19 protein-coding genes are annotated in these 23,264 nt (G+C 71.9%); 10 read left to right on the forward strand and 9 right to left on the reverse strand.

Features of this window, described 5'->3' with window-relative positions:
- Positions 1-107: 107 nt before the first annotated feature.
- The 6 genes from ACFPIJ_RS09000 to ACFPIJ_RS09025 form a co-directional block, all read right to left on the reverse strand.
- Positions 108-980 carry an ABC transporter ATP-binding protein gene (locus tag ACFPIJ_RS09000; protein ID WP_380114219.1) on the reverse strand — a complete coding sequence of 291 codons (873 nt, stop codon included), beginning with the start codon at positions 978-980 and terminating at the stop codon, positions 108-110.
- Positions 977-1,366 (reverse strand): GntR family transcriptional regulator, encoded by a 390-nt coding sequence (locus ACFPIJ_RS09005; RefSeq protein ID WP_380114220.1) that lies wholly within the window; start codon positions 1,364-1,366, stop codon positions 977-979. Before ACFPIJ_RS09005 ends, ACFPIJ_RS09000 begins: the two co-directional genes overlap by 4 nt.
- 77 nt (positions 1,367-1,443) lie before the next feature.
- Positions 1,444-2,469, reverse strand: coding sequence for a transmembrane transport protein (locus ACFPIJ_RS09010; RefSeq protein ID WP_380114221.1), 1,026 nt, complete (start codon positions 2,467-2,469; stop codon positions 1,444-1,446).
- Positions 2,466-3,377, reverse strand: coding sequence for an ABC transporter ATP-binding protein (locus ACFPIJ_RS09015; RefSeq protein WP_380114222.1), 912 nt, complete (start codon positions 3,375-3,377; stop codon positions 2,466-2,468). Before ACFPIJ_RS09015 ends, ACFPIJ_RS09010 begins: the two co-directional genes overlap by 4 nt.
- A gap of 374 nt (positions 3,378-3,751) precedes the next feature.
- A complete protein-coding gene (locus ACFPIJ_RS09020; RefSeq protein ID WP_380114223.1) occupies positions 3,752-4,345 on the reverse strand; it encodes a carboxymuconolactone decarboxylase family protein in 594 nt (197 codons plus the stop codon).
- Between the two features lie 62 nt (positions 4,346-4,407).
- Positions 4,408-4,860 (reverse strand): RICIN domain-containing protein, encoded by a 453-nt coding sequence (locus ACFPIJ_RS09025; RefSeq protein WP_380114224.1) that lies wholly within the window; start codon positions 4,858-4,860, stop codon positions 4,408-4,410.
- Positions 4,861-5,128: 268 nt separating this feature from the next.
- Here ACFPIJ_RS09025 and ACFPIJ_RS09030 point away from each other — a divergent pair, with 268 nt between their 5' ends.
- On the forward strand, positions 5,129-6,160 hold the full coding sequence (locus ACFPIJ_RS09030) for a LacI family DNA-binding transcriptional regulator (protein WP_380114225.1): 1,032 nt from the start codon (positions 5,129-5,131) through the stop codon (positions 6,158-6,160).
- Here ACFPIJ_RS09030 and ACFPIJ_RS09035 read toward each other — a convergent pair.
- Both ACFPIJ_RS09035 and ACFPIJ_RS09040 read right to left on the reverse strand, forming a co-directional pair.
- A complete protein-coding gene (locus tag ACFPIJ_RS09035; protein ID WP_380114226.1) occupies positions 6,152-9,541 on the reverse strand; it encodes an SIS domain-containing protein in 3,390 nt (1,129 codons plus the stop codon). The genes ACFPIJ_RS09030 and ACFPIJ_RS09035 overlap by 9 nt on opposite strands.
- A gap of 253 nt (positions 9,542-9,794) precedes the next feature.
- Positions 9,795-10,712: a LysR family transcriptional regulator gene (locus tag ACFPIJ_RS09040; protein WP_380114227.1), complete on the reverse strand. Its 918-nt coding sequence runs from the start codon at positions 10,710-10,712 to the stop codon at positions 9,795-9,797.
- Positions 10,713-10,963: 251 nt separating this feature from the next.
- Here ACFPIJ_RS09040 and ACFPIJ_RS09045 point away from each other — a divergent pair, with 251 nt between their 5' ends.
- The 9 genes from ACFPIJ_RS09045 to ACFPIJ_RS09085 all read left to right on the forward strand — a co-directional run bounded on the left by ACFPIJ_RS09045 (position 10,964) and on the right by ACFPIJ_RS09085 (position 21,556).
- Positions 10,964-12,379: an LLM class flavin-dependent oxidoreductase gene (locus ACFPIJ_RS09045; RefSeq protein WP_380114228.1), complete on the forward strand. Its 1,416-nt coding sequence runs from the start codon at positions 10,964-10,966 to the stop codon at positions 12,377-12,379.
- The gene (locus tag ACFPIJ_RS09050) at positions 12,379-14,013 is read left to right on the forward strand and encodes an ABC transporter substrate-binding protein (protein WP_380114229.1); all 1,635 of its coding nucleotides are present in this window, start codon (positions 12,379-12,381) and stop codon (positions 14,011-14,013) included. The genes ACFPIJ_RS09045 and ACFPIJ_RS09050 overlap by 1 nt, the downstream gene beginning before the upstream one ends.
- A 7-nt stretch (positions 14,014-14,020) precedes the next feature.
- Entirely contained in the window at positions 14,021-14,977 is a 957-nt protein-coding gene (locus tag ACFPIJ_RS09055) for an ABC transporter permease (RefSeq protein ID WP_380114230.1), read from the forward strand.
- A complete protein-coding gene (locus tag ACFPIJ_RS09060) occupies positions 14,974-15,810 on the forward strand; it encodes an ABC transporter permease (protein ID WP_380114231.1) in 837 nt (278 codons plus the stop codon). The genes ACFPIJ_RS09055 and ACFPIJ_RS09060 overlap by 4 nt, the downstream gene beginning before the upstream one ends.
- Complete coding sequence (locus tag ACFPIJ_RS09065; RefSeq protein ID WP_380114232.1) at positions 15,807-17,480, forward strand: dipeptide ABC transporter ATP-binding protein; 1,674 nt, start codon at positions 15,807-15,809, stop codon at positions 17,478-17,480. Before ACFPIJ_RS09060 ends, ACFPIJ_RS09065 begins: the two co-directional genes overlap by 4 nt.
- The gene (locus tag ACFPIJ_RS09070) at positions 17,477-18,628 is read left to right on the forward strand and encodes an acyl-CoA dehydrogenase family protein (protein ID WP_380114233.1); all 1,152 of its coding nucleotides are present in this window, start codon (positions 17,477-17,479) and stop codon (positions 18,626-18,628) included. Before ACFPIJ_RS09065 ends, ACFPIJ_RS09070 begins: the two co-directional genes overlap by 4 nt.
- Positions 18,625-19,818 (forward strand): SfnB family sulfur acquisition oxidoreductase, encoded by a 1,194-nt coding sequence (locus ACFPIJ_RS09075; protein WP_380114234.1) that lies wholly within the window; start codon positions 18,625-18,627, stop codon positions 19,816-19,818. Before ACFPIJ_RS09070 ends, ACFPIJ_RS09075 begins: the two co-directional genes overlap by 4 nt.
- Positions 19,819-20,970: an LLM class flavin-dependent oxidoreductase gene (locus tag ACFPIJ_RS09080; RefSeq protein WP_380114235.1), complete on the forward strand. Its 1,152-nt coding sequence runs from the start codon at positions 19,819-19,821 to the stop codon at positions 20,968-20,970.
- Between the two features lie 79 nt (positions 20,971-21,049).
- Entirely contained in the window at positions 21,050-21,556 is a 507-nt protein-coding gene (locus ACFPIJ_RS09085) for a flavin reductase family protein (RefSeq protein ID WP_380114236.1), read from the forward strand.
- 126 nt (positions 21,557-21,682) lie between these two features.
- Here the strand turns inward: ACFPIJ_RS09085 and ACFPIJ_RS09090 are convergent, their stop codons facing one another.
- Complete coding sequence (locus tag ACFPIJ_RS09090; protein WP_380114237.1) at positions 21,683-23,251, reverse strand: methyl-accepting chemotaxis protein; 1,569 nt, start codon at positions 23,249-23,251, stop codon at positions 21,683-21,685.
- Positions 23,252-23,264 lie beyond the last annotated feature (13 nt).

The following is a 23,264-nucleotide window of genomic DNA, read 5'->3' on the forward strand; positions in this document are numbered from 1 at the left end:
CCGGGTTCGCGCGCCGGCTCGCCGAGAAGGCCGGCGTCGAGCGGTCCAGGCGGGGGACCGGTGTGCGACTGCGGCGCCGCCCCGGTTGCACTTCGCCGCGGGTCCGGTCAGTCGTGCTCGTCGGGTTGCTGGGCGCGACCCATGTAGGCCAGCGTGATCTCCTCCAGGTCGAGGCGCTGCACGTGCGGTGCGGCGCCCGGGACCGGCAGCGTGGACCGCACGGTCAGGGTGCTCTGGCGGTCGGTGTGCTGCGCCTGGATGATCTCGGTGCCGTCGGGCAGGCCGTCGGGGTCGCCGAACGGGCGCAGCAGCCGGTAGTGGGTGGCGAGGATGTCCTCGACCGGACCGGCGAGCTGGACCCGCCCGCGGGTCAGGACGATCAGCTGGTCGCAGATCCGCTCCAGGTCGCTGATCAGGTGCGAGGACAGCACGACCGTGGCCTTGAGGTCGGCGACGAGCTGCATCAGCCGCCGCAGGAACTGCCGCCGGGCCAGCGGATCCAGCGCCGCGACCGGCTCGTCGAGCACCAGCAGCTCGGGGCGCTTCGCGGCGACGAGTGCCAGGGCGAGCTGGGCCCGCTGGCCGCCGGAGAGCTGGCCGGCCTTGCGTTTCAGGTCGCCGCGCAGCGGCTGCAGGTGCTCGTCGGCGAGCCGCTGGTCCCAGCGCGGGTTGAGCTTGGCGCCGAGCCGCAGGTGCTCGGCCACGGTGAGGTTCTCGTACAGCGGGGTGTTCTGCGCGACGAAGCCGACGCGGGCCAGGTGCGCGGCGCTGACGCCGGGCCGGGCACCGAGGACGCTGATGGTGCCGGTGGACGGCTCCAGCAGGCCGCAGATCAGGGATAGCAGGGTCGACTTGCCGGCGCTGTTGGGCCCGACCAGGCCGACGACGCTGCCTTCCGGGATCTCCAGGGTGCAGTCGGCCAGCGCGTCGCGCTGCCCGTATCGCAGGCCGAGGCCGACGGCCTCGACGGCGTGGCTCATCGCTTCGCCCCCAGGGCGGTGCGGAACGTCGTCTTGAACAGCGCTTCGATGTTCTCCGCGTCGAGCCCCGCCTTGTAGGCCTTCGCGAACCACTGCAGCAGCTCCTGCCGCAGCGGTTCGTGGGCCGGCAGGGAGTCGTCGACGAGGCTGCGGGTCACGAACGTGCCGACGCCCTGGCGGGCGGTGACCAGCCCCTCGTGCTCGAGCTCGCGGTAGGCCTTGAGCACCGTGTTGGGATTGATCGCCAGGCTGGCGACGACTTCCTTGACCGTCGGCAACTGGTCTCCGACGGACAGCATGCCGAGGCGCAGCGCGTGCCTCACCTGCTGGACCAGCTGCACATACGGTGCAACACCGGAGCGGACGTCCAGTTGGAAGTCGATCAAGCCATCACCACCATTTACCTAATATGGTAGCTGATACGGCCCGCCCCACATTCCACAAAGGACGTTGCCGCGCCGGGTCAGCCCCGCACGTGCCGTATCCGCCAGAACGCCAGCCCCGCCAGGAGCAGGCCGAGCCCGGTGAACGCGCCGAACTCGATCCACTGGAACGACCAGTACCGGCTGGCGGGCTGCGCCTCCAGGTCGAAGTGCAGGTTCTTCGAGGCGATGCAGCGCTCCACCTGCTGCCACCCGTCGGCCGAGGTCGCCGCCTCGTCGGAGAGGCAGTCCTGCACGTCCGTGGCGCGGACCTCCGTGCCACCGGCGTTGCGCAGCGACGTGCGGCCGGTCAGCGTGAGGGCGCCCGGGATGGAGTAGCCGGTGATGGACAACGGGTTGCTGCTGGGGATGTCCAGCGACCCGCCGCGGGCCCGGGTCTCCGCGTTGTAGGCCACGGACACCGTGACCGGCGCCCGCAGGTAGGGCCGGACCAGGGTCGGCGCGAGCACCTGCACGACGCCGATGATGAGCAGGGTGACCGCCATCGCCGGCACCGTGCGGCGGGTGACCATGCCGAGGAACGTGCCGAGGACGAACGCGAACACGATGTAGCCGAGCGGCGCGATGTTGCGCGACGCGAACGACATCTGGTCGAAGCGGTTGCCGCCGACCAGGTCGTACCTGCTGGCCGCCCAGGTGAGCAGGACGCTCAGCGTCCCCGTCACCACCAGGCTCACCAGGCCGATGAGGCCGAGCTTGATCGCCAGCCAGTAGGTGCGCGTCACGCTCTGGTTCCACACCAGCCGGTGGGTGTTGGTCTCCAGCTCGCGGGTGATCAGCGGCGTGCCCCAGAAGACCCCGATGACCGCGGGCAGGGCCATGAGCACGATCGACGGGATCGTCACGAGCCCGCGGTGGTCCCGGATGAACGAGGCCGTCGCGTCGTCGATGAGGCAGCCCTTGGCCGCGACACAGCCGACGATGTCGCTGTCATACGCGTCGCGGATCGTGACGCCGAGATACAGCAGGTATGCCACGAGCGCGGCGAGCAGGCCGGCCGTGGCCAGGAACTGGCCACGGAACTGACGCCAGGTGAGCCAGATCATCGCAATGTCTCCAGGGCCGGCGAGTGGTGGGAGGAGGCGCCCGACGGGTCGGTCGCCCGGGTCATGTAGGCGAGCACCATCTCCTCGAGGTCGAGCCGCTCCGCGCCGGCGAACGACTGCGGGAGCGGCGCGGTGCCGGTCCGGCGCACCACGAGGGTGCTCTGCCGGCTGCGGTGCTCGGCGCTGATGACGTCGAACCCGGGCGGCAGGTTCGCGACGTCGTCGCGCGACCCGACGATCCGGTAGTGCACGCTGAGCAGGTCGTCGACCTCACCGGCGAGCTGCACGCGGGCCGAGGCCAGCAGGACCAGGTGGTCACAGACCCGCTCGAGGTCGCTGAGCAGGTGCGACGACAGGATCACGGTGACCTCGAGCTCGCTGACGAACTCCATGAGGTGCTGCAGGAACTGACGGCGCGCGAGCGGGTCGAGCGCCGCGACGGGCTCGTCGAAGATGAGCAGCTCCGGCCGCTTCGCCGCGGCGATGGTCAGCGCGAGCTGGGCCCGCTGCCCGCCGGAGAGCCGGCCGGCCTTCTGGCTGGGGTCCAGGCCGACCTGGGTGATCCGCCGGCGGGCGAGCTGCTCGTCCCACCGCTTGTTGAGGCGGGCGCCGAGCCGCAGGTGGTCGCCGACCGACAGGCCCGCGTAGACCGGCGTGTCCTGGGCGACGAACCCGACCCGGGCCAGCTGCGAACCGTTGGCCGCGGGGCGGCTGCCGAGGACCTCGATGGTGCCCGAGGTCGGCTCGATCAGGCCGCTGGTCAGCCCGAGCAGCGTGGACTTGCCGGCGCCGTTCGGCCCGACCAGGCCGACGACCCGTCCGGCCGGGATGTCCAGGTTGGCCTCGACGAGCCCGGGGTGGCGTCCGTAGCGCTTCGTCAGTCCGTCAGCACGCAGGACAGCTGTCATCTCGCACCCTCGTGGCCTTTCTCGATGTCGTCTCGGACAGGGGATCGGTGCAGGGGATCGGTGCGGGTTCGACGGGTCGACGCGGCAGGTGCCGGGCCGTGGGCCACCGGGTCGCAGCGGACGGGATCCGGGCGATGCCGGCCCCTAGAACAACCTAACTCGTAGATAACTAGCACCGTAGCACAATGCCGCTCGCCGGATGACCCGTCCCGACCGTGGAGATCGGATGGCGTCAATGGCGGCGGCACTGGCGGCATGCCCCCGTGCAGCGGAAGGCCCTCGCCACGGCAGGGTGGGCGAGGGCCTTCCAGTGCGTTGCGGGAGGTCGGTCGGACGTCGCCACCGGGACGCGCCGCGGCGTCCCGGTGACCGGGTCAGGCCTCGTCGACCGGGCGGCCGAAGGTGATGGCCTCCCGGACGGCGGGCGGCGTGGTGTCGTGCAGGGCGCGGTCCGGGCGCGCCCCGAGCGCGTCGTTGACGGTGGCGAAGGCCAGCCGCAGCGCCACGAACACCGTCATGGTGAAGACCTGCGAGTCGGTGAACCCGGCGTCGCGCAACCGCTGCACGTCCTCGGCGGTGGTGGCGTTCGGGGTGCGGGCGACCTTGCGCGCCCAGTCGGCCATGACCCGCTCGGCGTCGGTCAGCCGGTCGTCGGTGCCGGCGATGACCCCGGCGGCGGTCCCCGCGTCGCTGACCCCGGCGAGCTTGCCGCCCCACGACAGGGCGCAGTAGGAGTCACCGGCCGCCGACGCGCAGGCGACGACGAGGATGCCACGCTGCCGCAGACTGAGCCGGTCGGTCGCGTTGGCCTGTCCGATGAGGTCGAACAGGCCCTGCATGGTGGCCGGCTGGTAGCCCCACAGGCGCGAGACGTTCATGACGAACCCGAGCTCGGCGAGGTCCTCGTCGAGCATGCGCTGCGCTGCGGCGGTCGCCTCCGGGGCGACGAGAAATCCGATGGTGTCCACCACACGAGTCTCGCCGACGGACGGTGCCGGCCGGATGCACCTCCGGCCGGCACCATCGCGTGTCACGGCCGCAGGCGGAACGTCTGCGCGGGACCGCTGGTGCAGGTCCACTGCTGCAGCCAGGCGCCGTCCGCAGTGGAGACGTCGCGGACGTCGAGGCACTTGCCGCTGTTGCGGGCGGTGAACCGGTAGAGGCCGTTGCCGAGGTGGACGGGCTGCCACTGCTGGTTGGTGCCGCCCACGTAGGCCCACAGGTGGACCTGGGTGCCGTCGCCGGTCGCGCCGGCGCCGCCGTTGACGTCCCAGACGAGGTTTGTGGCGTGCCGGCTGACGACCTGGTAATAGCCGTTGCCGGTCGGGCGGAACTGCCACTGCTGGTTGCCGGCGGCCGGGACGCCGCAGGTCCACTGCTGCAGGACGGTGCCGTTGGCGGTGCCGCGGTCGGCGTCGTCGAGGCACTTGCCGCTGTTGGTGTTGATCACCTGGTACCAGGCGGCGGGGTCGATCGACGTCACCGGCGGGGTGCGGTGGTGGCGGCGGCGAGGCCGAGCACCAGCCCGGGAATGGTGAGCTTTCGCCACAAATTGCGCTGACGAGGGGGCATGCGTCCTCCTGCGAGGCTGACGATGGGGTGTGCGTGCCTTGGCGGGGCACCGGGGTCCTGAAACGTTTGTAACAGCACCTGTAACGGGTGGGAAACAAGAGAAGCACCTCGATTTGACCCTGTCAACGGTTCTGAGAAGGGCGCTATATTGCCCCGTATGAAACAAGGGGATGAAACAAATGGCTAGCCGTGGCGTGACGGTCCGGGAGGTCGCCGCCGAGACCGGGCTGTCGATCGCGACGGTGTCCCGCGTACTGAACGGCTACGCGCACGTCGCACCGCAGACCCGCGAACTGGTCCGGGCGGCGATGGAGCGGCTCGGCCCGCACGCCCCCCGCCCGCGGGCCGGCGGCTCCCGCGCGGACCCGGCGCAGCCGCGCGCGGTCTTCGTGCGCTGCCCGTATCAGCTCACCGACTACTTCGGGCTGATCGTGTCCTCGATCGCGGAGACGCTGCAGCGGCACGGCCGGCACGCAGTGCTCGACGCCGGCCAGTTCGCCCAGCAGGAGGACGTGCTGCCGGGCCTCGCCGAGCGGCCCGGCGTCGGCGGCGCCATCCTCATCCTGCCGCCGGAGCCGAGCGGGCAGCTGGAACAGCTCAACGCCACCGGGTTCCCGTTCGTCGTCGTCGACCCGCGCACCCGGCCGCCACGGGACATCCCGGCGGTCTCGGCCGCGCACTTCGCCGGCGCCCGGGCCGTGACGGAGCACCTGCTGCGCCTCGGCCACCGCCGCATCGGCGTCCTGGCCGGACCCGACAACTGGCTCGCCGGCAAGGCCCGCCTCGCCGGGCACGCCTCCGCCCTCGCCGACGTCGGCCGGCTCGTCGACCGCGAGCTGGTGCGCGCCGCCGAACCGACCGCGCAGTTCGGCCACCACGCCGCCGGTGAACTGCTCGAACTACCCGATCCACCCACCGCGATCATCGGCTTCAACGACAAGGTGGCCACCGGCGTCCTCACCGCCGCCGTCACCCGCGGCCTCCGGGTCCCGGCCGACCTGTCGGTCACCGGTTTCGACGACATCGACCTGGCGCAGGCCACGACCCCGCCGCTGACCACGGTCCGGCAACCCCTGGAGGAGATGGGCCGGATGGCGGTGAGCCTGATCATCCGGCTGCTGGACCGTCACCAGCTCGAAGGACTGCACGTCGAGCTGTCCACCGAGCTGGTGATCCGCGGCACCACCGCCCCGGTCAAGGGGTCAGGCTGAGCCGGCGATCGAGCGGGCCACCTCGTCGACCGGGGCGAGCAGGACCGTCTCCACCGGCAGCTTCGCCAGGGAGTCGACGTCGAACCGGCTGTCCAGCTCGGTCACCGTGGCCTGGATCTCGTCGAGGCGGGTGCCGGTGGCGTCGAGGATCTCGCTCAGGTGCGCCGCCTCCGCGGTGTCGTGCAGGCCGACGTGCAGCAGCGTCAGGGCGTTGATCCGGGCGCCGGTCAGCTCGGGCACCAGCAGGACCAGGCGGCCGTCGCGGGCGCCGCGGACCAGGCGCACCATCCGCGACTGCACCGCCAGCCACTTCGAGCCGCTCAGGTCCGCGCCGTTGCCGGCCCGGCTGGGCAGGCCCTCGGACACCCCGGAGCGGCGCACGACCCGGATGGTGGTGCGCTGCGGGGACCAGCCCAGCTGATACCGGGTGGCGCCGTCGACGTGGTCGACGACCCGGGCGAAGGCCCGCAGCGCGACCAGCACCGAGTAGCTCATCGTCGACGGGTCGGCACCGACGCCGGCGATCGCCCGGGTCAGCGGGTTGTCCACCAGGTCCGAGTCGCCGCGGGAGGTGCCGACGGTCACGGTCTTGGCCTGGTGCTTGACGGAGTCGATCGAGCGGGTCAGCTCGTCGACGGCGCCGGTGATCCGGGCCCGGGTGAAGTCGATCGGGTCGGCGGCCACCCTGGGTGCGGTGACCAGCGAACCGCCGTGCCGCAGCAGCAGCGCCGTGTCGGACAGGCGCAGCGCGGTGTCGCTGGACAGCACCCCGCGCATCGTGCCCTCGGCGGCGTCGGCGAGGAACGGGTGCAGATCCGTGCAGGCCCGCTCGAGGTCCTGCAGGGCGACCTGTCCGCTGTCGACCGACAGTTCCAGGGCCGCGAGCGCGCCGCGCAACGGATCGGCCTTCGCGTCGATCGCCCGCGCGGTGTGATACGAGAAGAGGTGGCCGGCCGCGGTGCTGAGGATCCAGGCGAACACCGGGTGCGCGGCCGGGACCCGCACGACCCACTCGGTGGCCCACGGCACGTCCATGCCCTCGTCGACGATGATCACCGGCGCGTTGCGGTGCGCGGCGAAGATGTCGACCTCCTTGGCCAGGTCGCGCACCTGGCCGGGCGGGGTCCCGGCGGCGCAGATGAGGATGAACGCCTCGGCGGAGAGGTCGACGTGCTTCTTGTCCTCCACCGCGTCGGTGGAGATGGTCTTGTAGCACAGCTCGGACAGCTTGATCCGGGCCTCCTCGGCGGCGACCCGGTTGGGTCCCGACCCGACCACGGCCCAGTGCGGATAGCGCAGCGCGACCTCGCTGATCCGGGCGATCACGGGCTCCTGGGCGCGCAGCTCGGCGAGCTGGTTGGGCATCTCCAGCAGCGCGTGCAGCAGGGTGTCCTCGAGCTCCGCCGCCAGCCGGCCGCAGACCCGGGCGAGGTGCAGGCCCAGCACCGAGCCGGTGGCGACCTGCGAGTAGAACGCCTTGGTCGAGGCGACCGCCATCTCGACGTCGCGGCCGTCGGAGGTGTACAGCACGCCGTCGCTCTTGTGCGCCAGGTCGCTGTCGCGCCGGTTGACGATGCCCAGCACCGACGCGCCCCGGGCCCGGACCATGTCGACGGCCCGGTTGGTGTCGGTGGTGGAACCGGACTGGCTGACCGCCACGATGCACACCGAGGACATGTCGGGCCGCAGGCCCCACGCCGACAGCTCGGTGGCGGGCATCGCCTCGACCGCGATCGCCGGCTGCAGCAGCGGGCGGACCACGTTGGCGATGCCGCGGCAGGCGACGGCCGCGGTCCCCTGACCGATGAAGAGCAGCTCGGTGATCTCCCCGGCGGCGAAGCGGTCGCGCAGCTTGCGGGGCAGCGACGCCTCGCCGAGCACGGTGGTCAGGTGCTCGCCGCCGGTCACGATCCGGCCGCGGAGGCTGCGCCGGAACGACGACGGCGCCTCGGTGATCTCCTTGACCAGGTAGTGCTCGAACGAACCGCGGGCGACGTCACGCGTGGTGATCTCGGCCGTCGACACGTGCTCCTCGGTGACCGGCACCGGCCGGCCCAGCACCGTGAACCGCTCCACGGCCGCGAGGGTGCCGGCGCCGGCGCGGCTGAGCGCCACCACGGTGCCGTGCTCGCCGTCGCCGTCCACGACCGCCCCGTCCAGGCGCAGGTAGCGGTCGGTCCAGCCGACCAGCCCGTACACCTCGCTCGCGACGATGAAGCAGGCCGGTGCGAAGCCGACGTAGAGCCCCTGGCCGCTGCCGCGCACCGCGAGCAGCAGCCGGTCCGGGTCGGCGTCGCTCTGCGCGGCGATGGCGAACGAGCCGTGGAACCTGCGGATCGAGGCGGCGAACGCCTGGATCGGGTCGGTGCCGGCGTCCAGCTCGCGGCGCAGCATCACCGGGATGACCTTGGCGTCGGTGGTGATGCCGGCCTCGTCGACCGGCAGGTCCAGGGTCTCCCGCAGGTCGAGGTGGTTGTCGATGTCGCCGTTCAGCACGGCCGTCGCGTAGCCGCGGCCGCCCTGGGTGCGGGTGGCGCTGTCGACCGGGTGCGCGTTGGCCTCGCTGATCCGCCCGACGCTCGCCCACCGGGTGTGCGCGAGCACGGTGACCCGGGCGCTGGGCATGGCGAGCACCGCGTGCAGGAAGTCGTCGGCCTCGATCGCGGCGCGGAGGAACGCGACGTTGTCGCCGAGCCGGCCGATGATCGAGGCCCGCTTGTAGACCAGCGTCAGGCCCGTGTCCAGCAGCGTCACCGCCGTGTGGCCATAGCTGGGGTCGGTGCGCCCGGAGTGCAGCCCGGCCGCCGCGGCCCGGTCCGCCGCGTCGAGGGTCACCCAGACCTGCAGGCCGGCGGAGTCGCGGCCGCGGACCTCGAGCCGGTCGATCGCCTCGAGGGTCGCGTCGATCGCGAGGCACGCGCGGCCCACGTTGACGTCGGTGAGCCCGCCGCGGGCCAGCCGGCTGACCCGCTCGGCCACCTGGATCCGGTCGTTGGTGATGGTCCACAGCAGGTCCCGGGCCTGCCCGGCGAGCCGCTGGACCGACTCCAGCTGCTCGGGGTCCAGGACCTGCCCGCCCTCGTCGAGCCCGCGGTCCAGCGCGTCGAGCCACGCGATGTGCCCGTCGACCTTGGCCTGCAGTCGCGTGCGCAGGGTCGCGTCGACCGTCAGCCGGTAGCACCCGGTCGGCTCGGTGTGCAGCGCCACCGCCGCCGACAGGTCCTTCACCAGCACACCGAGGAGGCCGGTCAGCCCGGCGTGCGCCGCCGCAGCGGCCGGGTCGGCCGCCGGGGGCTCGGGCACGCTGTCCAGCAGCTGCGTTGCGGTGACCTCATCGAGCTGGACGCTGTAGTCCGGCACCGCGGCGACGATCCCACACACCTCGTAAACCCCTTTGCTGCCTGCCCGATGCGCCTTGGCGCCGTCCCAGGGCAAGACGCTAGCAGCGATCGCCCATCCGTGGTGCGCGCAACATCGTTCACGGCGTCGCCAGGCGATCACCGACATCGGATAACCGCAGCTCAGGATGGCTGTAAAATCGCGCATGTCAGATGCGCGATTTGCTCGTGCGGTGCTCGGTAGGCGCCCGGTTCGCTGCCGAGCGTAGCGGCCATAGAAGCGCACGGTGACTGATTCAGGTCGGCGGCCGGGACGGGAGCGGCTGCCGCGCGCGGTCGCGCAGGTGGCCGAGCAGCTCGAGGACGGCCGGTGGGACGCGGGCCTGCCGGCGGTGCAGCGCCGCCATGGTGATGACGGTCGTGTCGCCTTTGATGGGTCTCGTCACGATCAGGCCGGCCCGCTCGAGGGGGTCGCCGAGCACGCTGTAGTCAGGCAGCAGGGTGAGGCCGATGCCCTCCGCGACCATCATCTTGCCCATCTCGGCGCCGTCGGTGGAGTGCCAGCGGGTGGGCAGGTCGGCGCCGAAGAGGCGGTGCGCGAACCGGTACATGAGATAGCCGGAACGCATCGCGACGAACCGTTCGGCGCGCAGGTCGTCGACGGTGACCTCGGCGCCGGCGGTGAGCGGGTGGCCGGCCGGCAGGACCGCGGCGGGGCTGCCGACCAGCAGCGGGGTCGCCTCCAGATCCGGGGGCACGTCGTCGCCGTCGAGCAGGTTGACCAGGCCCAGGTCGAGGGTGCCCTCGGCAAGGGCGACGTGGATCTCGTCCTGCTGCAGGTTGCGGACCTCGACGACGGCGGCGCTGTCGGCGGCCTGCAGGGCGCGCACGGCGGGCAGGACCAGCGCGGCGGTGCCCGCGTTGACGGTGCCGATGCGCAGCGTCCGGCGGGTGGTGCGCTGGTTGCCCGCGGCGGCCTTGAGCCGGTCGACCGCCTCCAGGACGTCGACGATCGGCTGGAGCAGCTCCTGGCCGGCGGCGCTGATGCGGGCGCCGGAGCGGTGCCGGTCCAGCAGGGCCACGCCGAGCTCCTGTTCGAGCTTGCGGATCGCCTCGCTGAGTGCGGGCTGCGACACGTGCAGTTGCTCGCTTGCGCGGCGCAGGGAGCCATGCCTGGTCACGGCGGCGAGGTACGTGAGCTGCTCGATGCGCATGCGCACTCCCAGGTGATCGGCGTCGTCGTCGGGGGCATCGACAACGCCTTCAACCCGGGGTCTTGCGCGTCGATACCCTACTAAGTCTATAGTATTTGCAGAGATACCCGAGGGGTCGCTGATGACACCTTGGCCAGCGGCCGGCCCGGCCCGATGAGGGCACCAACCCCCTCTGTCCCGCCGCACTGGAGAAGACGTATGCCCGAGCGACCCCTGCATTTCGCTGCCTTCAAGCCCGTCGGGACCCCGTCATGAGCGACAAGAAGCGGCTCATCCTCAACCTGTTCGAGATGAACTGCGTCAGCCACATCACCCACGGGCTGTGGCGGCTGCCGGACAACAACCGCGAGCGGTTCAACGACATCGAGTACTGGACGGAGCTCGCGCAGCTGCTGGAGGAGGGCGGCTTCGACGCGGTCTTCCTGGCCGACGTCATCGGCACCTACGACGTGTTCCGCGGCTCCGCGGCCACGGCCATCCGGCAGGGCCTGCAGATCCCCAACAACGACCCGGCCTCGGTGGTGCCGGCCATGGCCGCCGTCACCAAGCACCTGGGCTTCGGCATCACCTTCTCCACGACCTACGAGCCGCCGTTCGCGTGGGCCCGCCGGCTCAGCACCCTCGACCACCTCACCAAGGGGCGGGTCGGCTGGAACATCGTCACGTCCTACCTGCCCAACGCGGCCCGCAACTTCGGCCACGACGGCGAGGTCGAGCACGACAACCGGTTCGAACGGGCCGACGAGTACCTCGACGTGCTCTACAAGCTGTGGGAAGGCTCGTGGGACGAGGACGCGATCGTCGCCGACCGCGACGGCAACCGGTTCGCCGACCCCGCGAAGATCCGCCCGATCCACCACGAGGGCGAGTACTTCAAGGTCGAGGGGCCACACCTGCCGTCGCCCAGCCGGCAGCGCACACCGGTGCTGTTCACGGCGACCGCCAGCGCGGCCGGCACGAAGTTCGCCGGTAAGCACGCCGAGGTCGTCTTCACCGGCGGCCCGACCGCCGAGGCGCTGCAGAAGACGATCGCGGGCATCCGCGCGGCGGCCGTCGCCGCCGGGCGGCGCGCCGACGACGTCCGGTTTATCACCATCGCCGGCGTCGTCGTGGCGCCGACGGAGGCCGAGGCGAAGGAGAAGTTCGCCCGCTACCAGGAGCTCGCCAGCGCCGACGGCTACCTGGCCCACGCGAGCCTGCCCTGGGACCCGACGGCGTTCCCGCCGGACACGAAGGTCGGCGACGTCGCCACCGGACTCGAGGGCCGCCTCAGCCGGTTCCGGGTCATCGACCCGGAGCAGACGGTCGGCGAGCTGCTCGAAGGCTTCGGCGATCTCGGCCGCCAGCCGCTGCTCGCGGTCGGCGACCCGGAACAGGTCGCCGACGAGATCGAACGCTGGCTCGACGAGGTCGGCATCGACGGGATCAACCTGCTGCAGTACCACTCCCACGACACCGCCCGCGACTTCATCGACCTGGTCGTGCCGGTGCTGCGCGACCGTGGCCGGCTGCGCCGTGAGTACGACGAACGCGAAACCCTCCGCGACCGCATCTTCGGCGACGGTGACCGGCTGCCCGACCGGCACTTCGGCACCAGGTACCGCGGCGGCGCGCATCTCCCGGTGAGCGGCATCACCGACCCCTCCGATTCGAAGGACACACACTGATGACCAGACCGAACCGTGCCGGCCTGGCCGGCCTCGCCGTCGCGCTCCTCGCGACCGGGGCCCTGAGTGCCTGCGGCAGCGACCCTGCGGCCGGCGGCGGGACCCCGAAGACCGGCGGCACGATCGTCTACGGCCACGTCCAGGAACCGCCGTGCATCTTCGGCGGCTGGATCCAGCAGGCGTACATCTCCCGGCAGGTCCTCGACGGACTCGTGACCCTCGCCGAGGACGGCACCGTCAAGCCGTGGCTGGCGACGAAGTGGGCGGTGTCGCCGGACGGGACGAAGTACACGTTCACCCTCAAGGACGGCGTGAAGTTCACCGACGGCACGCCGGTGGACGCCGAGGCGATCGCCTGGAACTTCGACCTCTGGGAGAACAAGGGCGGCAACAGCACCGCCAAGGTGTCCATCGACCCCTACTACAAGGCCGCCAAGGCCGTCGACGCGAGCACCGTCGAGATCGAGCTGAACAAGCCGTTCCCGCCGTTCCTGACCCTCATCACCCAGGGCTACTTCGGCATCCAGTCGCCGACCGCGTTCAAGTCCCGCACCGAGAAGGAGAACTGCGAGAAGCCGATCGGCTCCGGCGGCTTCACCGTCAAGGAGTGGAAGCACGGCGAGGAGGTCGTGCTCGCCAAGAACCCCGGCTACACGTCCTGGCCGGCCACCGCGAAGCACGAGGGCCCCGCGATCGTCGACGAGGTCCGCTGGAAGTTCGTCGCCGACGGCGTGTCCCGCTACGCGTCGCTGAGCACCGGCGAGTCGCACGTCGTCTACGAGGTGCCGACGGTCAACTGGAAGGACGCGCAGTCGCGTTACCAGACGATCCGCTACATCACGCCCGGCAAGCCGGTGTCGTTCTACATCAACACCAAGACCGGCCCGTTCACCGACGCGGCAGTGCGCAAGGCGTTCGCGTACGGCGCCGACCGGAAGTCCGCCGTCGAGGCCGGCTTCCACGGCGTGATCCCCTACGAGGGCAACCCCGCGGTCAGCCAGGCCACCCCGGGCTACAACGCCGAGGTCGCCAAGGCGTACGCCTACGACCCGGCCAAGGCCAACCAGCTGCTGGACGAGGCCGGCTGGGGCACTCGCAACGCGGACAAGGTGCGCACCAAGGACGGCAAGCCGCTCACCATCAAGCTCGTCTACGGCTCCGGGTTCATCTTCACCCAGGAGGGCGCGACCGTCCTGCAGGTGCTGCAGGAGCAGTGGAAGCAGATCGGCTTCGACATCAAGCTGATCCCCGCCACCCAGGCCGAGCTGTGGGGCGGCAAGTACTCCGACCCGAGCACGTTCGACGCCACCCCGTCCTACTGGACCAGCCCGGCCCCGTCGATCCTGTGGATCGTGTGGCGGCCGTCCACCGCTGAGAAGCCCAACGGCAGCAACCGGTCCTTCTACAACAACGAGACGCTGTCCACCGTCATCCAGCAGGCCAACTCCGAGCCCGACGCCACGAAGGCGAACGACCTCTACGGCCAGGCGCAGAAGATCATCCAGGACGACGCGGCGGGCATCGGCCTGTACACGCAGAACTCGACCTACGCCGTCGCCCAGAACCTCAAGAACGTGTGGCTCGAGAAGAGCCAGGGCGAGCCGGTCTTCTCCGACGCGTACTTCACGGGATGAGGCGGTCGTGACCAGGCAACGGGTCGCCCGGGTGCGGCGGATCGCGGTCAAGGCGGTGACGTCGGTGGTCGTGATCGTGGCCGCCGCGTCCGTCACCTTCTTCGCCCAGCTCGCCGTCCCCGGCGACCGGGCCAACACCCTCATGAACCTGCAGACCGGGCAGGACAAGAAGTGGTCGGCCGAGGAGCTCGCGCCGCTCAACGAGCGGTTCGGGTTCGACGACCCGGTCATCGTGCAGTACCTGGACTACGTCACCGGGCTGTTCCACGGTGACCTCGGCACCTCGTACACCCAGAAACGGCCGGTGACCGAGGTGATCGGCGGGCAACTGCTGCCGAGCCTGACCCTGACCGGCGCGGCGCTGCTGGTCGCCTGGGTCCTCGCTCTCGGCATCACCCTGCTGACCGTCAACCGCGGCAAGCTCCTCACCAGCCTCGGCACCACCTGGGAGGCGCTGACGGCCAGCCTCCCGCACTACTGGGTCGGTGTCGTGCTGCTCGTGGTCTTCGCGGTCCAGCTGCGGGTGTTCCCGATCATCGGGGGCACCAGCGCCCTGGGCACCGTCCTGCCGGTGCTGACGCTGGCCATCCCGCTCGCGGGGTTCCTCGGGCAGGTGACCCGCGACGAGTTCGAGCAGGTGCTGCAGCAGCCGTTCGTGACGACCGCCCGCACCCGTGGCATGTCGGATCTGGGGGTACGGGTGAAACACGTCCTGCGTCACGCCATCCTCCCGGCGATCACGCTGTCCGGCTGGGCGCTCGGCGCGCTCGTCTCCGGCGCCGTCATCGCGGAGAACATCTTCGGCCGGCCCGGGATCGGCCAGGTGCTCGTCACCGCGGTCAACACCCGCGACCTGCCGACCGTGTCCGGGATCGTGCTGGTGGTCGCCGCCATCTACGTGGTGGCGAACCTGCTGGTCGACCTGGCCTACGCGCTCGTCGACCCGCGGCTGCGTGCCGCATGAGCACGCTGACGGTTCCCCGGGCGGTCCGCCTTCCCAAGGTCGGGACGGTGCTGTCGCTGCTGGTCGTCGTATTCGTGGTGGCCGCCGCGCTCGTCCCGGGGCTGCTGGTCGACGGCAGCCCCACCGCGATCGACCTGAAGTCCACCCTGGAAGCGCCGTCGTGGGCGCATCCGTTCGGCACCGACGACGCCGGCCGCGACCTGTTCACCAGGGTCGTGTACGGCGCCCGCCAGTCCCTCGGCATCGGCCTCGGCGCCACGGCGCTGGCGTTCGTGATCGCGATCGGGCTCGGCTTCACCGCGGCCCTCGCCGGCGGTGTCGTCGACGCGGCCATCACCCGCGTCCTCGAGGTCGCGTTCGCGTTCCCGGCGCTGCTCCTGGCGCTGCTGGTCATCGCGGTGCGCGGCCCGTCGCTCGCGACGTCGATCGCCGCCGTCGGCATCGGCTCGGCACCCGGGTACGCCCGGATGATCCGCGGCCAGGTCCTGGCGGTGCGGCAGGCCGGGTTCATCGAGGCGGCCGCGGCGCTGGGCCACCGACGGTTCACCGTCATCCGCCGGCACCTGTTCCCGAACGCCATGCGGCCGCTCGTCGCGGTCGCGACCCTCGGCGTCGGCCAGTCGATCGTGTGGGCGTCCGCCCTGTCGTTCCTCGGCCTCGGCGTCGCCCCGCCCAGCTCCGAATGGGGGGCCCTGCTCGACGCGGGCCGCCTGCACATCACCACCTCCTGGTGGCTGGAGATCCTGCCCGGTGTCGTCATCGTCCTGGTGGCGATCTCCGTGACGTCGCTGGGCCGAACCCTGCAGAACCGACTCGGAGGAGCGGCCCGATGACCACTGTGGACGATCGCCCGGTCGGCCGCGCCGACCAGGTGTCCGGCACCGCGACACAACTGCTGCGGGTGGAGAACCTGCGGGTGTCGTTCGGCGGCACCGAGGTCGTCAGCGGCATCTCGTTCACCGCCCGGCCCGGTCAGTGCCTCGCTATCGTCGGCGAGTCCGGGTCCGGCAAGAGCGTGACCGCCCGCACCCTCGTCGGGCTGACCGGGCCGGGCGCCCGGGTCAGCGCCGACCGGATCGACCTCGCCGGCGCCGACCTGCTGCACACCACCGAACGCGCCTGGCGGGGCCTGCGCGGCCGGCAGATCGGGTTCGTCCTGCAGGACGCCCTCGTCTCCCTCGACCAGCTGCGCCGGGTCGGCGACGAGGTGGCCGAGCCGCTCAAGCTGCACCGGTGGGGCAACCGCGCCGAACGGGCCGCGAAAGCGGTCGAGCTCCTCGCGTCCGTCGGCGTGCCCGAGCCCGAGGTCCGGGCCCAGCAGCGGCCGTACGAGCTGTCCGGCGGCCTGCGCCAGCGCGCCCTCATCGCCTCGGCGATCGCTCTGGACCCGCCGCTGCTCATCGCCGACGAGCCGACGACCGCGCTCGACGTCACCGTCCAGGCCCAGGTGCTCGACCTGCTCGCCGCTTCCAAGGAACGGGGCACGTCGATCATCCTGATCAGCCACGACCTGTCCGTGGTGGCCCGGCTCGCCGACGAGGTCGCGGTCATGCGCGACGGCCACATCGTCGAGCACGGCCCCGCCGCGCAGGTCCTGCACGACCCGCAGCACGAATACACCAGGATGCTGCTGGCGGCGATCCCGTCCGAGCACACCCGCGGCACCCGGCTCAGCGGGACCTCCACGTCGGAGCAGCGGGTCCGCAAGCAGGTCGACCGGGGCCGGCCGGTCCTCGAGGCGCGACACCTCACCAAGGTGTTCCGCGGCCCCGACAAGGTCGACCGGACCGTCGTCGACGACGTCTCCTTCGAACTGTTCGGCGGCGAGACCCTCGGCATTGTCGGCGAGTCCGGCTCCGGCAAGACCACCACCGCCCGGATCGCCCTCGCCATCCTGGAAGCCACGGCGGGGGAGGTGCTGCTGCGCGGCGAGCCGTGGTCGGCGCTGTCGACCGACCGGCGCCGGCCGCTGCGCAAACAGGTCGGCGTCGTCTACCAGGACCCGCTGAGCTCGTTCGACCCGCGCTGGTCCGTGGGCCGGATCGTGACCGACGCCCTGGCCACCGGACGGCGCCCGCCGAGCTCGAAGACCGAGGCCCGGGAGCGCACGGTGCGGCTGCTGGAGCAGGTCGGCCTCACCGGGGCGCACCTGGCCTCCTCGCCGCTGCGGCTGTCCGGCGGGCAGCGGCAGCGGGTCGCGATCGCCCGGGCGCTCGCACCGGAGCCGTCGGTCATCGTCTGCGACGAACCGGTGTCCGCGCTGGACGTCTCCATCCAGGCGCAGGTGCTCGACCTGCTCACCGACCTGCAGGACGAGCTCGGCGTCAGCTACCTGTTCATCTCCCACGACCTCGGGGTGATCCACCACGTGAGCGACCGCATCCTGGTCATGAAGGACGGCCGGGTCGTCGAACACGGCACCGCCACCGAGGTCTTCGAACGGCCCCAGCACCCGTACACCCGGCAACTGCTCACCGCGGTGCCACGGCTGGGGTCCGCATGAAGGACACCTTCGCCCGGATCGCCGAGGGCGCCGTGGAGCGCGAGGCCGACCGCCGGCTCCCGGTCGAGGAGGTCGAGTGGCTGCGGGAGGCCGGGTTCACCAAGCTGCGCGTCCCACGCGAATTCGGCGGGCTCGGCGCCACCTTCCCCGAGTTCATCGAGCTGCTCATCCAGCTGGGACGGGCCGACTCGAACCTGCCCCAGCTGCTGCGCGGGCACATCGGCTTCGTGGAGAGCCGCCTGGCGCACCCGCACGCCGAGGTGCGCGAGCGGTGGCTGCGCCGCATCGGCGCGGGCGTCATCGTCGGCAACGCACAGAGCGAGCGCACCAGCACGTCGTGGCTGGCGCCGGAGGCCACGCTCAAGGACGGCAGGCTCAACGGCCGCAAGTTCTACTCCACCGGCAGCCTCTTCGCCGACTGGATCCAGACGACGGCGTCCCTCGAGGCCGGGGGGACGGCCAACGTCCTCGTCCCCGCCACCGCGCCGGGCGTGACCCGCATCGACGACTGGGACGGCTTCGGGCAGCGGCTCACCGGCAGCGGCACCACGCTGTTCGACGACGTCCCGGTCGCCGCGGAGGACGTGGAGCCCATCGACCTGGCCGCGCCGTCGTCGCTCGCCGCCGTTTTTCAGCTGGTACACCTCGCGACCCTGGCCGGGATCGGGCGGGCCGCGGTCGCCGACACCGTCGCGTACGTGGCCGGCCGCACCCGCAACCTGCACAACCCGGCGCACCCGGCGCCCGGCACCGACCCGCAGGTGCAGGAGGTCGTCGGCCGCATCGGCGGCGCCTCGATCGTCGCCGATGCCGCGGTGGCGGCCGCGGCAACCGTGCTGGAGGAGCTGTTCCGGGCGCAGCCGGCCGGGCAGTCCCTGCTGGACCGGGCCGACGTCGCCGTGTTCGGCGCGCAGGGCGTCGTGGCCCGGCTCGTGCTGGACCTCACCACCGAACTGTTCGAGGTCGGCGGGTCCTCCGCCGTCACCGACCGGTTCCGGCTCGACCGGCACTGGCGCAACGCCCGCACCCTCGCGTCGCACAACCCGGTGATCTACCGTGACAGGATCGTGGGCCAGTTCCTCCTGCACGGCACCAGTCCCAGTTCGGCATACGCGAAGCTGCGTGAGGACGTGGGGGAGGAATCGTGACCCAGGTGCTCGCCCCGGTCCTCGGCGCCGCCGACGCGGTCGCGGCCGCCGCCGGGTTCGCCGCCCGCTTCGCTGCCGGCGCCGCCGACCGCGACGCCGCACGGACCCTCCCGCACGCCGAACTCGACGAGCTCAGCGGATCCGGGCTGCTCGCGATCACGGTCCCCGCCCGGCACGGCGGCGCCGGCCTGCCCGTCGAGGTCGTGGCCGAGGTGATCCGGCTGCTGTCCACCGGCGACCCCAACATCGGGCAGATCCCGCACAGCCACTTCGCGTATGTCAACCACCTGCGCCTGCAGGGCACCGACGCCCAGCAGCGGCACCTGTTCGGCGAGGTCCTCGCCGGCCGGCGCTTCGGCAACGCCCAGTCCGAGGCCGGCACGAAACACGTCCGCGACATCCGGACCACCCTGACCGCCGCCGGGCCGGGACGCTGGCGGCTCAACGGCCGCAAGTTCTACGCCACCGGCGCGCTGCTCGCCCACCGCGTCCCGGTGCTCGCCCACCTGGGGCCGGACGGGCCGCTGCACGTCGCCTGGGTCGACCGGCACGCCGGGGGTCTCGAGGTGATCGACGACTGGAACGGCCTCGGGCAGCGGACCACCGCCAGTGGCTCCGTCGTCCTGCACGACGTCGAGGTGCCCGACGAGCTGATCACCCCGTACGCGGCCACCTTCGACGGGCCGCAGACCTACGGCGCGTTCGCGCAGGTGCTGCACGCGGCGATCGACGCCGGCATCGCCCGCGCCGCGATCACCGAAGCGGCCCGGTTCGTCCGTGAGCGCAGCCGGCCCTACCCGGACGCGCAGGTGGAGCGGGCCGCCGACGACCCGCTCGTGGTGCAGGCGTTCGGCGAGATCGAGCTGACCGTCCGGGCCGCCGAGGCGCTGCTCGCGGAGGCCGCCCGGGCGATCGACCGCGCCGACGCGGACCTGACCGCCGCCACCGCGGCCACGGCGTCCCTCGCCGTCGCCGCGGCGCGGGCGGCCACCGCCAAGGCCGCGGTCGAGGCCGGCAGCCGGCTGTTCGAGGTGGCCGGCACCCGCTCGGCCGCCGCCGGCCTCGGCCTCGACCGGCACTGGCGCAACGCCCGCACCCACACCCTGCACGACCCGGCGGCCTGGAAGATCCAGCACCTCGGCCGCTGGGCCGTGGACGGCACCCCACCCCCAAACCACGGACAGGTGTAAATGACAGCGCTCAAGTTCCACTGGTTCCTGCCCACCAACGGCGGCGACGGCCGGCAGGTGGTCGGCGGCGGCCACGGCACCCCCGCCGGTGCCGCCGGGCGCCCCGCCTCGGTCGCGTACCTCGGCCAGATCGCCCGCTCCGCCGAGCAGCTCGGCTTCGAGGCCGCGCTCACCCCGACCGGCGCGTGGTGCGAGGACGCCTGGATCAGCACCGCCATGCTGGCCTCGGTCTCCGAACGGCTGAAGTTCCTCGTGGCCTTCCGCCCCGGCCTCACCGCGCCGTTCCTCGCCGCGCAGATGGCCGGCACCTTCCAGAACCTGTCCGGTGGCCGGCTGCTGCTCAACGTCGTCACCGGCGGGGAGAGCCACGAGCAGCGCATGTACGGCGACTTCCTCGACAAGGACGCCCGCTACGAGCGGTGCGGCGAGTTCCTGCAGATCGTCCGGGACCTCTGGTCCGGCAAGCCCGTCACGTTCGAGGGCGCCTACTTCCAGCTGTCCGACGCGGTCCTGGCGCAGATCCCGGATCCGTTGCCGCTGGTGTACTTCGGCGGGTCGTCACCGGCCGCGCTGGACGTCGCCGCCCGCCACGTCGACGTGTACCTCACCTGGGGCGAGCCGCCGTCCGCCGTCGCGGCGAAGGTCGACCGGGTCCGCTCGCTGGCCGCCGAGCACGGCCGGACCCTGGCGTTCGGGCTGCGGGTGCACACCATCGCCCGGGACACCGCCGAGGAGGCCTGGGCGGAGGCGGACCGGCTCCTGGCCGGGATCTCGGAGGAACAGATCCGCAAGGTCCAGGACGGCCTGCGGCGCAGCGAATCGGAGGGGCAGCAGCGGATGCTCGCACTCAACGGCGGGACCAAGGACGGCCTGGAGATCCACCCCAACCTGTGGGCCGGGGTCGGGCTGGTGCGCGGCGGCGCCGGCACCGCGCTGGTCGGCAGCCACCAGCAGGTCGCCGACCTCATCGAACAGTACGTCGAGGCCGGCATCAGCGAGTTCGTGCTCTCCGGCTACCCGCACCTGGAGGAGGCGTACCGCTTCGGCGAGGGTGTCCTGCCGGAGCTGGCGGCGCGCGGGCGGTGGCAACATCCGGCACCCGGCCGGCACGCCGTCGCGGCGGTGCCGTTCGGGACGCGGGTGGCGTCATGAGCGGCGCGCAGCGCAGCGGAGCGGCGGCGACGAAGCCTCTCGTCACGACGTTCCTTTCCGCGATCAGCAGGGAGCAGACGTGACCACGTTGCGGACCAACCAGGACCTCGACCCGGACCGGCTGCGCGAGGTGTTCGGGATCTTTCCCAGCGGGGTGGTGGCGGTCGCGGCGCTGGTCGACGGCGTGCCGGTCGGCCTGGCGGCGAGCTCGTTCACCTCGGTGAGCCTCGACCCGCCGCTGGTGTCGTTCTGCATCGCCAACACCTCCAAGACGTGGCCGGACCTGCGTCGCGCGCCGCACCTCGGGGTCACGATCCTGGCCGACCACCACTCGACCGTCGCCCGCCAGCTCGCCGGGGCGGTCGAGCGGCGGTTCGACGGGCTGCCGCTCATCGTGACGGCCGAGGGCGCGGTCACGCTCGACGACGGCCTGGCCCATTTCGACACCACGATCTACAACGAGGTGCCCGCCGGCGACCACACGATCATCCTGCTGCGGCTCAGTGCGGCCGGGCGGTCGCAGCTGCCGGATCCGTCACCGCTGGTGTTCCACCGCAGCAAGTTCGGGCGGCTGCACACGGCGTGAGCGGCGCCCGATGAGGAGGAACACGGCGGCCAGGTCCAGCTCGTGGCGGAGGCGGTCGCGGTGCGGGCCGTCGCCGGCATGCCGCGGCCTCGACGTCGGGGTCGAGCCGGGGTCGAGGTCGACGGCTCACAGGCGGAACTGGCCCACGAGGCGGCGCAGGTCCTGGGACGTCGAGCCCAGCTCCGACACGGCGCGCTGGGTGGCGGTGACGCCGTCGGTGGTGACGGTGGCCGCGTCCGCGACCCCGGCGATGTTGCCGGCGATCTTCTCCGCGCCGACGGCGGCCTCGGCGACGGAGCGGCTCATCTCCGCGGTGGTGGCCGACTGCTCCTCGACCGCGGAGGCGATCGTCGCCTGGTACTGGTTGATCTCCTCCACGACCTCCGACATCCGTCGGATCGCCTCGGACGCCGCGCCGGTGTCCGCCTGGATCGTGGTGACGCGCTGCCGGATGTCCTCGGTGGCCTTCGCGGTCTCCTGGGCCAGGTCCTTGACCTCGTTGGCGACGACCGCGAAGCCCTTGCCGGCCTCACCGGCGCGGGCGGCCTCGATCGTCGCGTTCAAGGCGAGCAGGTTGGTCTGCTCGGCGATCGCGGTGATGAGTTTCAGCACCGAGCCGATCTCGTTCGACGACTCCGCCAGCCGGTCGACGGTGCTGTTGGCGGCGGCGGCCTCGCGGACCGCGCCGGAGGCGACGCCGGCCGCGTCGGCGGCGTTGCGGGCGATCTCCTGAATGGAGACACCCATCTCCTCCGCGCCCGCGGCGATCACGTTGACGTGCCGCGACACCGCCTCCGAGGCGTTGGAGGCCTCGGTCATCTGCGCGCTGGACGTCACGGCGGCGTTCGAGATCCCCTCGTTGACCTGCGCGAGGTTGCGCGACGCGCCGGCCAGGGCGTCGGAGCTGTTGTTCACCTCGGCGATCGAGCCGCGGATGCTGTCGATGGCGTTGTCGAGCGCGACGGCCATCTGCCCGATCTCGTCCCGGCCCGTGACGCCGGAGCGGTGGGTAAGATCGCCCTTCGCGAGCGCCTCGATGACGTCGCGGACCCGGCGGACCGGGCCGCTGATCGCCCGGATCACCGGGACCGACAGCAGCAGGAAGAACAGGATGCCGATCCCGATCACGCCGCCGGTTGCCCAGCGGACGGTGGTCTGGGCCGTCGTCATGATGTCGCGTTCCTTCGCCACCTGCGCGTCGATCGCGTCCTGCAGCGCGCCGAGCTTGTCGTCGACGGCGTGGTTGCGTTCGGCGATCTCGGGCTCGCGCTCCTGGACGGACGCCTGATCCTTGGCGGCGTCGCGGACGAACGTGTCGATGAACGTGTTGAAGGCCAGCGCGTCGGCCTTGATGTCGTCGATCTGCGCGCGGATCGCGTCCTGCAGGTCGAGCGTGTCCAGCTCGGCGATGGTGTCGGTGACCGAGGCGAGGTCGCCCGGCAGGTCGGCGATGATCGCGGCGATGTCCTTCTCGGCGAGGGCCCGGTACGCGTCCACCTTGAGCTCCGCCTCGCGGGTGTCGAGATGGTGCATGAGACCGCTGGCTTGCTGCAGGTCACGTACGATTCTCGCCTGGTCGGTCAGCTTCACCTGCGCGACGATGCCCGTCGTGCCGGTCACCGCGGAGACGACCACCCCGGCCGCGCAGAGCAGGCCGATCTTCTGCACGATGCCGATGTTGGCGAACACGCCCATGAGTACCCTCCAC

The sequence above is a fragment of the Dactylosporangium cerinum genome (assembly GCF_042653625.1).
GTDB lineage: Bacteria > Actinomycetota > Actinomycetes > Mycobacteriales > Micromonosporaceae > Dactylosporangium > Dactylosporangium cerinum.